We start from the raw sequence: 10663 nt of genomic DNA, 5'->3' as shown, positions 1-10663 counted from the left end.
CCGCCGGAACCGGTCAGGCCGCCGAGCGGGCTGCCGCCGCCGGCAAGAGCGCCGAGCGGGCTGCCGCCACCGGTCAGACCGCTCAGTGGGCTGCCGCCACCGGTCAGGCTGCCCGTCGGGGTGCCGCCGGTGGAGCCGGCCAGTCCGCCGAGTCCGCCCAGCGGGCTGCCCTCGCCGGACCCCTGCAGTACGTCACCGGTGCCGAAGCCCTGGCCCTCGACCAGCTCCAGCCTGGGCGCCCGGTTCTCCCACGGGGCGGCTCCCGCCGACTTGGGTCGGCTGGCCTGTCCGTACTGCTCGCCCTGAAGGCTCGGCCGGTACCGGTTGCCGAAGTCGCTCTGCGCGGACCGGCCGGACTCCTGCGGGCCGCGCGGGCCCGCCAGGTTGGGGCCGGCGGGCGCGACGGGCTCGGCCTGGCCGACGCCCTGCGGCCGGGTCTGGGGGGTCATCGGGATCTGCCGCGGGCTGCCTTTGCCAAGGAGTCCGCCCAGCAGTGATTGCCCGAGCAGACCGCCGACGACGCCGCCCAGCGGGCCGCCGCCGCTCGCGTTGGTGCCAGGGAGCAGGTCAGTGCGCTGTTGTTCTTCCGCCAGAGCCGGCGGGGCCATGGCCGCCGCCAACCCAAATGCTGCGACGGCTGCCGCCGCCTTGACTACACGATTCATGATTGCCTTCCCGGCTCGTGATCGATCGCTCTCGAATGCGGTGGAAATGCGAATCGATAACCCCCGAATGCCGTGGCGTACACGCTATGGGCACCACACGAGCGCGCCGTCCCGGCTGAGCTACATCAGCAGTTCTATCACCCTGCGTGATCGACCGCAGGCGCATGAATGCCCATGTAGCAGGGGTTTGCAGCCCGGTTACCGAGTAAAGGCGGAGCACCGGACCGGAAGACAAATCGGGAAATAAATGGACGCTATTGAGAATATTCGGTGGCCGTCCGCCACCATGCGGAAGGCGCCCGCACGGCCCGTGGACTCACCTGTTGAAAGCGAATGTCACGGGCCGGGGGCGCAGATTTTCCTGTTGCGGTGGAAGGACTTGACGTTACGCCGGCAGCAACGCCTGATCGACGGCGGACTCGAACGGAAAACGATCGGCGAAGGCCGGACGCAGGTCCGACAACCACACGGCCGACGGGTCGTACTCGGCGAAGAACGGCCGTCCGACCAGGGCGGGGTCACGTGCCTGGATGAAGTGGAGCGCGAAGACCCGCTGCCCGGCGATCTCCACGACACCGTCGACGCAGACCTTGCCCGGCGTGGCCGACATGGACGGCCCGCGCACCGTGCGGCACAGCCCGGAGACCGACGAGTACGCGTCCCTGAAGATCTCGTACGCCCGCGCCAGCGGCACCGCGAAGTAGTCCTGCGGCCCGGTGTCGCGCTCGACGAACATGTAGTAGGGAATCATCCCCATCCTGAGCTGCCGCCGCCACATCGACGACCACACCCGAGGATCGTCGTTGATGGACCTGATCAGCGGCGCCTGGGTCCTGATCGTGGCCCCGCTGCCGAGAATGCGCTTGACCGCCGATTCCACCAGCGGCGAGTCCAGCTCGCGCGGATGCGTGAAGTGGGCCATGAACGCCAGATTCTTGCCGGCGTTGATCACCTCCTCGAACAGGCCGAGCGTGGAGTCGGCGTCGGGGTCGGTGGTGAAGCGCTGCGGCCAGTAGGCCAGCGCCTTGGTGCCGATCCTGATCGATTCGAGCTGGTCGAGTTCGAGCAGCGGCTCGATGTAGCGCCTGATCACGGGCTCACCCATGATCATGGCGTCGCCGCCGGTGATGAGCACGCTGGTGACCTCGGGATGCTGGCGGATGTAGGCCACCATCTGGCCGATGTCGTCGGAGGCGAACTTCAGGTCCGCGTCGCCGACGAACTGCGCCCAGCGGAAACAGTACGTGCAGTAGGCGTGACAGGTCTGCCCCTGCTTGGGGAAGAAGAGCACGGTCTCGGAGTATTTGTGCTGCATACCAGGCACCGGCTCGTCCCCCATGGTGGGGACGTTGAGCTCCTTCTGGCCCGCCGGATGGGGATTGAGCTGGGCGCGTACCCGGTTCGCCTCGGCCTGGATCTCGGCGTTGGGCGCCTCTGCCTTGAGCAGATCGGCGAGCCTGGCGACATCGGTGGCGGGAAGCATGTCCTCCTGCGGGAAGACGAGGCGGTATATGGGATCGTCGGGCGCGGCCGACCAATCTATGAGTTCATCCACGACGTAGGCGTTCGTGCGGAACGGCAGCACGGTGGCGACCGCCCTGACCTTCAGCCTCTCCTCGTCACCGAGCCCTGCGCGGAGCAGCAGCTCGTCGAGGTGTTTCGAGGTATACGCCCGAAAGCGTCGCGTTCCTGCCTGGTTCAAGATCACTAGGCCTTTCCCATCTTTTTTGTTCGATCGGATGTAAACCTCACGACCGTGTCGCGCGTCTACGGTTCTTCTTACCGGACGCGCCGCCCCGAGGTCACGGTTCCGTGTGGGCCCCAAGTTTCTGCAGGGGTCGAATCTCTCGCGACATATCGCGTTAGCGCATACCATGGCTAATCGTGACCGACGATCCCGCCCTGCGTGCCTCAGACGCCGATCGCGACCGCGTTGCAGCGGTGCTCGGCGAGGCCCTCGCCAACGGAAGACTCACCAGCGTCGAGCACGCCGACCGCCTGGAGGCCGCCTACACGGCCAAGACGGTCGGCGAACTCGTCCCCCTCACCCGGGATCTGCCTGCGGTGTCCGTCACGTCCAGTCCTGCGAGCATCGAGCAGCAGACCGTCAGCGCGACCTTCTCCAAGGTCGTCAAGAAGGGCCGCTGGATCGCCTCCAGGCACACCCACCTGCAGGCCACCTTCGGCGCGCTCATCGTGGACCTGTCCGACGCGGTGCTGCCCGGGCGCGAGATCACGCTGTCCGTCAACTCGTACATGGGCAAGCTGATCATCAGAGTGCCCGACAGCGCCCAGGTGATCGACGAGGTCGGCGCGCTGTTCGCCAAGCGCCAGGTGTCCGGCGGCGCGGGCGGCGACGGCCCGGTGATCCGGGTGGTCGGACGGGTCACGTTCGGCAAGGTCATCGTGTCGCGCGGCGTCTCCGACTGGAACCTGCGCTGACGGGCAGTACGTGGCGCGCGGCGTCTCCGACTGGAACCTGCGTCAACGGGCAGTAGCAGTGCTACCCGCCGGTTAACCTGGCTCCTGCCTTGCCTACGATGCGGACATACCGAGCCCGCGTTCCGGCCAAGCCGTGACGGCGGGCTCGCATGCCGTACGAGGTGACCATTGTCCGAGAGCAGGCCGATCGCGCTCGACGCGATGGGCGGCGACCACGCGCCGCACGAGATCGTGGCGGGAGCCGTGCACGCGGTGCGCGAGCGCGGGTTGCAGGTGGTGCTCGTCGGCTCGCCCCGGGTGCTGTACGAGGCGCTGGCCGACCACGACGCCACCAAAGAGGTGCCGATCGTGCGCGCGGAAGAGGCGCTGGCCATGAACGAGGGCGCGCTGGCCAGCCTGCGCCGCCCGCGCTCCAGCATCGCGATCGCCTGCCATCTGGTACGCAGGGGCGACGCCGCCGCCGTGGTGTCGGCCGGCTCGACCGCGGGCGTGGTGGCCACCGGCAGGCTCAGGCTCAAGGGCCAGCAGGGCGTGCTCAGGCCGGCCATCGCGGTGGCGCTGCCCACCAGGCCCCGGCCCACCCTGCTCCTGGACGCCGGCGCCACCGCCGAGACCAAGCCGGAAATGCTCCTGCAATTCGCCCATCTGGGCGCGGCCTACGCCGAACTCGCCTACGACATCGACGAGCCCAGGATCGGCCTGCTCACCATCGGCAGCGAGGCGGAGAAGGGCAACAAGCTCGTCAAACGCGCGCACGAGCTGCTGCAGGCCGCACCCGGACTGAACTTCGCCGGCAACGTCGAAGGCCACGACCTGCTGACCGGCGACGTGGACGTGATCACCACCGACGGCTTCACCGGCAACGTCGCGCTCAAGACCATGGAAGGCGCGGTGCGCTACGCGTTCTCCGAGCTCAGGCAGACCATCGACGAAGGCAGGCTGGCCAGGTTCGGCGCCTTCATGCAGCGCTCGCGGCTGCGCGGCCTGCGTGACAGGCTCGACGCCGAGGCCCACGGCGGCGCCGTGCTGCTCGGGCTGAACGGCACGGTCGTCATCGCGCACGGCTCGTCCAAGGCGGCCGGCGTCAGCGCCGCCTGCAAGCTCGCCGCCGACCTGGCCGAGGGCGGCATCGTGGGCAGGATCGGCGAACGGATCGCCGCCACGCATCGATCACACCGTCTCTGGTGACGCCATAAGGTGAGCGGATCCACAGAAACGGGGGGTTGTGTGGACGGGCTCACCTCAGCCGAGATCACCAGGGGGCTCACCTCGGCTCAGGTCGCCGGGGCGAAGACCAACGACGTGCCGAGACGGTCCAGCAGATCGCTCGGCGCGATCGTCAGGGCGAACGTGTTCACCCTGTTCAACCTGGTCATCGGCGTGCTCTGGGCGCTGATCCTGATCTTCGGCGAATGGCAGGACGGGCTGTTCGGCCTGGTGATCGTGGCCAACGCGCTGATCGGCATCGTCCAGGAGCTGCGGGCCAAGCGCACGCTCGACCGGCTCGCCGTCATCAACGAGGCGCCGGTGCGGGTCAGACGCGACGGCCGCGAGCGGGAGATCGAGCCGCGCGCGCTGGTGGAGGGCGACCTCGTCCTGCTCGCGCCGGGCGAGCGCCTGCTGGTCGACGGCGAGGTCGTCGGCTCCGACGGCCTGGAGGTCGACGAGTCGCTGCTCACCGGCGAGGCCGACCCGGTCCACAAGCGACCCGGCGACCGGGTGCTGTCGGGCAGCTTCGCGGTGGCCGGCTCGGGCGCGTTCGTGGCCACCCACGTCGGCACCGACGCCTACGCGGTGAAGCTGGCCGAGGAGGCCAGCAGGTTCCACCTGGCGCACTCGGAGCTGCGCCAGGGCGTGGCCGACTTCATCAAGTACATCACCTGGCTGGTCATCCCGATCGGCGCGCTGCTGATCCACAGCCAGCTCAGGAACTCCGCCGACTTCGGCACCGCCATCACCGGGGCCGTCGCGGGCATCGTCACCATGATCCCCGAGGGGCTGGTGCTGATGACCTCGATCGCCTTCGCCGTCGGCGTGGTGCGCCTGGGCCGGCGCAAGTGCCTGGTGCAGGAACTGCCCGCCATCGAGGGCCTGGCCAGGGTGGACGTGCTCTGCCTCGACAAGACCGGCACGCTCACCGCCGGCGGCATGGACCTCGACCAGGTGCTGCCGCTGCGCGACGGCGGCCCGGTCGAGCCGGCGCCGGCCGCACTGGCCGCGCTGGCCCACGTGGACCGTCACGCCAACGCCACCGCCCAGGCCATCAGGGCCCGCTTCCCCGAGGCGCCCGACGGCTGGACGGCCACCGCCACCGTGCCGTTCTCCTCCGCGCGCAAGTGGAGCGGCGCCGACTTCGGCCCGCACGGCACCTGGCTGCTCGGCGCGCCCGACGTGCTGCTGAGCGGCGGCGACGGATACGACCAGGCCGCGAAGCTGTCCGCGACCGGGGCCCGCGTCCTGGCGCTGTGCCGGGCGGACGGCCTCGACACCGCCACCGCCACCGCCGAGCCGGTCGCGCTCATCACGCTCGAACAACGCATCAGGCCCGACGCGCGGCGAACGCTGCGGTACTTCGCTGAGCAGGGCGTCACGGTCAAGGTGATCTCCGGCGACAACCCGGCCGCGGTCTCCGCGATCGCCACCGCGCTCGGCATCCCCGGCGGCGACCGCGCCGTCGACGCCCGCACCCTGCCCGCCGGCCAGGACGAGCTCGGCGAGATCCTCGACACCCACACGGTGTTCGGCCGGGTCACCCCAAGGCAGAAACGCCTGTTCGTCGGCGCGCTGCAGGCCCGCGGCCACACCGTGGCCATGACCGGCGACGGCGTCAACGACGTGCTCGCGCTCAAGGACGCCGACCTGGGCATCGCGATGGGCGCCGGCAGCGCGGCCACCAAGGCGGTGGCGCAGGTGGTGCTGCTCGACAACAGGTTCGCCACGCTGCCGCACGTGGTCGGCGAGGGCCGGCGCGTGCTGGCCAACATCGAGCGGGTCTCGAACCTGTTCCTCACCAAGACCTTCTACGCGATCGTGTTGTCGCTGCTGGTCGGGGTGGCCGGGGTGATGTTCCCGTTCGCGCCGCGCCACTCGACGTTCGTCAACGCGCTGACCATCGGCATCCCGGCCTTCTTCCTGGCGCTCGCGCCCACGCTCGAACGCGCCAGGCCCGGGTTCGTCCGGCGGGTGCTGCGTTTCGCCGTACCCGCCGGGGTGATCTGCGCGGCGGCGGTGCTGCTGTCGTTCTGGGCCGCGCACAGCGGCACCTCCACGCTCGTCGAGGACCAGACGTCGGCGGTGATCGCGTTGTTCCTCACCACCTGGTGGGTGCTGGTGCTGATCGCCCGGCCGTTCAACTGGTGGCGGATCGCGCTGCTCGCCGCGATGGCGGCGCTGTTCGCGATCGGCCTGGCGATCCCCTGGGTACGCGCGTTCTTCGCACTCGCGCCCGGCGATGTCTCCAACGACCTGACGGCCGTCGGCATCTCGCTGGTGGCGGCGATAACCATCAGCGTCGCGGTCAAGGTCGCCGGTACCCTTAGAACATGACCGACCCGCAGATAGTGCTCACCGAGCGCGTCCAGCAGGCGCTGGCCGACGCGTTCGGTTCGGAGTACGCCGACGCAGACCCGCTGATCCGGCCCTCCCAGTTCGCCGACTTCCAGGCGAACGTCGCGATGAGCCTGGCCAAGCGGCTGCGACGAGCCCCGCGGGAGGTCGCGGAAGCACTCAAGACGGAGCTGTCGGACTTCCCGGGCACGGTCGAGGTCAGCGGCCCCGGCTTTCTCAACATCACGCTGAACGACTCGTGGATCGCCGCCGAGGCCAGCCGGATGTTGAAGGACGCGCGGCTGGGCGTCACCACGGTCACGCCCGCGCAGACCGTGGTGATCGACTACTCCGCGCCCAACGCGGCCAAGGAGATGCACGTCGGCCACCTGCGCACGACGATCGTCGGCGACTCGCTGGCCCGCCTGCACGAGCACCTGGGCAACAAGGTGATCAGGCAGAACCACCTGGGAGACTGGGGCACGCCGTTCGGCATGCTCATCGAGCACCTGCTCGACATCGGCGAAGAGGCCGCCGTCGCGCAGCTCGAAGCCGGCCAGGGCACCGAGTACTACCAGGCGGCGCGCGCCAAGTTCGACGGCGACGAGTCGTTCAAGCTGCGCTCGCGCGTGCGGGTGACCACGCTGCAGTCGGGCGACCCCGAGACGATGCGGCTGTGGCACGTCTTCATGGACGCCACCGTCCGCTACTTCAACAAGGTCTACACGATGCTCGGCGTCACGCTCACCGACGCCGACATCGCCGGCGAGAGCATGTACAACCCGATGCTCGAGAAGACCTGCGACGACCTGGAGACCGCCGGCGTCGCGGTGCTGAGCGAGGGCGCGCTGTGCGTGTTCCCGCCCGGCTTCACCGGCTCCGACGACAAGCCGCTGCCGCTCATCGTCAGGAAGAGCGACGGCGGTTACGGCTACGCCTCCACCGACATGGCGGCCATCCGCTACCGGGTCCACGACCTCAAGGCCGACCGGATGCTCTACGTGGTGGGCGCCGACCAGGCGCTGCACTTCCGGATGGTGTTCGCCGCGGCCAAGCTGGCCGAATGGCTGCCCGACAGCGTCTCCGCCGAGCACGTCCAGATCGGCATGATGCTCGGCAAGGACGGCCGCAGGTTCAAGACCCGCTCCGGCGAGTCCGTCAAGCTGACCGACCTGCTCGACGAGGCGGTCGAGCGGGCGTCCGCGCTGCTCGAAGACCGCGGCTACGACGAGACCACCAGGGCGGAGATCGCCCAGGCGGTCGGCATGGGCGCGGTGAAGTACGCCGACCTGTCGGTTAGCCACGACAGCGAATACGTCTTCGACTTCGACCGCATGCTCGCCTTCACCGGCAACACCGCCCCCTACCTGCAGTACGCGCAGGCGCGCATCCGCTCGATCTTCCGCAAGGGCGAGGTCGACCCGGTCGCCGCCATCGGCTCGATCGAGATCGGGCACGAGGCGGAGCGCGAGCTGGCGCTGCAACTGCTGGGCTTCGGCGCGGTGGTCGAGCAGACCACGCTGCTGAGCGAGCCGCACCGGCTGGCCAACTACGTCTATGCCACGGCCACCGCCTTCACCACCTTCTTCGAGAACTGCCCGGTGCTCAAGGAAGGCGTCGACCCCGAGACGCGCGCCTCGCGTCTCGCCCTGTGCGCGCTGACCCTCCGGGTGCTCGAAACCGGGCTCGACCTGCTCGGCGTCCCGGTGCCCGAGCGCATGTAAACCGGCAGTTGGCTGCAAAGCTCCCGTCCCGTCGTGGGCGCGCCTCCGCCTGGTGGGCGCGCCCAAACGGCTAGGCTTTACGCGGTCATGAACTGAGGCCGAAATGGGGGAGTTCTCTGCCTTGAGCACGGACCTGACTGCGAGCCCCCAAGCAGCGACGGAGTTGCATCGCTACGCCGAAGCACTGCTGGCGCACCTCGCCGCCAGCGATACCGCGCCCCCCGCTGCACCCGACTTCCGCGACATACCCGGATATTGGCTGCCACCGGCCGTCGAGGCCCTGGTCGCCATCCTCGCCGGTGACGACCCGCTCGAACCGCTGAGCAGAGCGGCCGGTCGCGACCAGCAGCAGACCGCGCTGTTCCTGTGCCTGGCGCTCGCGGTGTCCGGGCACGGCAGCCGCATTCACGCCTCCTGGCTCGGCACCGCCTTCGGCGAACTGTCGCTCGACCGTCCCGTCTCCCACGGCCAGCGTTCGCTCTGGCTGGCCGCGGCCCGGGGCGCCTACGGACCGGCCGGCAAGATCTTCGTGCTCCGCAAGCTCGACGCGCTGGCCGTGCCGGAACACGCCGACCCGCAGCAGTGGGTGCAGGCGCTGGTGCCCGAGGAGCCGGCGGTGGTCATCCCGCCGTCGCTGGTCGACTTCCCGGAGATGGCGGAGATCCCGGAACTGGCCGTCCCGGCGCAGGCCGCCGCCCGGCTGGCCAGGCTGCGCGCCAGATGCGTGGAGATCACCTCCACCCGGCAGAGCCGGAACGTGCCGGTGAGCGCGCTCGGCAACAGCGTGGGCAGCCCCGCCACGGCCTGGGCCGAGGACGAACCGCTGGCCGTCCTGCGCTCGCTGATCGGGCTGAGCGGGCCCGCCGGGCCGATGGCCTCGCTGAGCTCGTACCTGCTCGACGACCTGCGCCCCGGCGCCGACCCACACCTGTCGGCGATCGCGCTGCACGTGGCGGCGCCGATCCTGCGCGGCGTCTCCGAGCAGCTGGAGTCCGACAGCCGGCTCGAACCGCCGCACGCGCTCACCGTGCCGCTGCTCGGCCACCGCATCGAGCTACGCCCGGAAGGCGCCGACGAGGAGTCGCTGGCCGCCGCCGAACGCGCCATCGTCACCGAGGGCCTGGCCCCGCGCAGCCGTCCCTGGGCCGCGATGCTGCTCATCGCGGCCGGTGTCGCCTGCCTGGTGGTCGCGCTGCTCGTGCACGTGCTGTTCGGCGCGGCCGGGGTGACGATGATCGGGCTGGCCGCCTGGCAGCTCTGGCAGCGCCACCGCATCGCCCTGGCCGACGCCCGCTACGTGGCGGGGCAGGTGAGCGAGCTGAAGGAGCTGGCCGAAGGCGCGGTCTGGGCGCTGCACGCGTACGCACGCGAAGCCGACGCGCGCGCCGCCCAGGCCGCGGAAGACGCCGCCGAACTCACCCGCCTGGTCCGCCGCGGCCCCCGCGCCGCCTGACCCCTCCGCGCGGCCCGAACCCTGGGCCGCCTGAACCCTCCGCAGCCCGAACCCCGCGCCGTCTGAACCTCCGCGCGGCCTGAACCTATGGGCCCGGCCCGCATGAACATCCACGCCCGCCCGCGTGAGACTTCGGGCCCCTGACAACACGATGACGCCCCGGCCGCTGGGCCAGGGCGTCATCAAGTCCTCCATCACGGACGGCCCGCCAGCCGCCCTGACATCCTTCAGGTCGTCTCGATCTCCACGTGTGCCGGCGCGAGCAAGAAGACGCGATCGGCGATGCGCTCGATCCGTCCCTCGCAGCCGAACGCCAGACCCGCCGCGAAGTCGACCATCCGCGTCGCCTCCGGCATGGGCATGCCGGTCACGTCCATGATGACCGTCTGACCCTCACGGAAATGCTGACCGATCAACGGCGCGTCGTTGTACTTGAGCGGCTGCACCATCACGATACGTGACGAGTCTATGGTCGAGCGCCACCTCTTGGCCGCCCGCTCCGACGCCGGAACGTACTCGTCCTCGTACTGGCCGTCGTCGTCGTAACCCTCGTCGTAATGGTCAATCGCGCCCAGGCCAAGGTAGCTCACCACCTTGCGCACTGCCCCCATCGGTTTGTCCTTTCCTCAGGAACTCACCGTAATCGGCACGTCCCTACACATTGGACGGTAACCGACGATTCCGCATTCGCCACGCGACACGCCCAGCCCTAATTCCATTTTGTACGGCTTGCAGCCTGCTTGCAGCTGGATTTCCGACCCCCCGGTATGGCCCAGCGCGATCACTGATGACTGTGTGCGACTTCCCCGACACAGAGTTCCCAGGGTAAACCC

General features: G+C 69.7%; 7 protein-coding genes and 1 pseudogene. 5 read left to right on the top strand and 3 right to left on the bottom strand.

The annotated features are described in order from the left end of the window. A pseudogene (locus HII36_RS49920) lies at positions 1–608 on the bottom strand (hypothetical protein); the annotation flags it as partial. A 442-nt stretch (positions 609–1050) separates the two neighbouring features. Further along, positions 1051–2373, bottom strand: a complete 1323-nt coding sequence (locus tag HII36_RS49915) for a KamA family radical SAM protein (RefSeq protein ID WP_173530435.1) — start codon at positions 2371–2373, stop codon at positions 1051–1053. Positions 2374–2549: 176 nt separating this feature from the next. Here HII36_RS49915 and HII36_RS49910 point away from each other — a divergent pair, with 176 nt between their 5' ends. The 5 genes from HII36_RS49910 (at position 2550) to HII36_RS49890 (ending at position 9830) form a co-directional block, all read left to right on the top strand. Then, a complete protein-coding gene (locus HII36_RS49910; protein WP_328808257.1) occupies positions 2550–3107 on the top strand; it encodes a DUF1707 SHOCT-like domain-containing protein in 558 nt (185 codons plus the stop codon). 168 nt (positions 3108–3275) lie between these two features. Beyond that, positions 3276–4295 (top strand): phosphate acyltransferase PlsX, encoded by a 1020-nt coding sequence (gene plsX, locus HII36_RS49905; protein WP_268959813.1) that lies wholly within the window; start codon positions 3276–3278, stop codon positions 4293–4295. A gap of 39 nt (positions 4296–4334) precedes the next feature. Continuing rightward, a complete protein-coding gene (locus tag HII36_RS49900) occupies positions 4335–6653 on the top strand; it encodes an HAD-IC family P-type ATPase (RefSeq protein WP_173530434.1) in 2319 nt (772 codons plus the stop codon). Then, complete coding sequence (gene argS, locus HII36_RS49895) at positions 6650–8377, top strand: arginine--tRNA ligase (RefSeq protein ID WP_173530433.1); 1728 nt, start codon at positions 6650–6652, stop codon at positions 8375–8377. Before HII36_RS49900 ends, argS begins: the two co-directional genes overlap by 4 nt. Positions 8378–8498: 121 nt before the next feature. Then, positions 8499–9830 carry a hypothetical protein gene (locus HII36_RS49890; RefSeq protein ID WP_236004899.1) on the top strand — a complete coding sequence of 444 codons (1332 nt, stop codon included), beginning with the start codon at positions 8499–8501 and terminating at the stop codon, positions 9828–9830. 227 nt (positions 9831–10057) lie between these two features. Here the strand turns inward: HII36_RS49890 and HII36_RS49885 are convergent, their stop codons facing one another. Continuing rightward, entirely contained in the window at positions 10058–10441 is a 384-nt protein-coding gene (locus tag HII36_RS49885) for a cell division protein SepF (protein WP_173530432.1), read from the bottom strand. Positions 10442–10663: the final 222 nt, after the last annotated feature.

Source organism: Nonomuraea antri (genome assembly GCF_013283785.1).
In the GTDB taxonomy this organism is placed as follows: domain Bacteria; phylum Actinomycetota; class Actinomycetes; order Streptosporangiales; family Streptosporangiaceae; genus Nonomuraea; species Nonomuraea antri.
The sequence above is the reverse complement of the archived record's forward strand: the minus strand, read 5'-3'. Positions and strand labels throughout refer to the sequence as shown.

What these genes read in the sequence shown, in the direction of transcription:
- argS (WP_173530433.1), top strand. Translation starts at nt 6,650, where the DNA reads ATGACCGACCCGCAGATAGTGCTCACCGAGCGCGTCCAGCAGGCGCTG.
- HII36_RS49885 (WP_173530432.1), bottom strand. Translation starts at nt 10,441, where the DNA reads ATGGGGGCAGTGCGCAAGGTGGTGAGCTACCTTGGCCTGGGCGCGATT.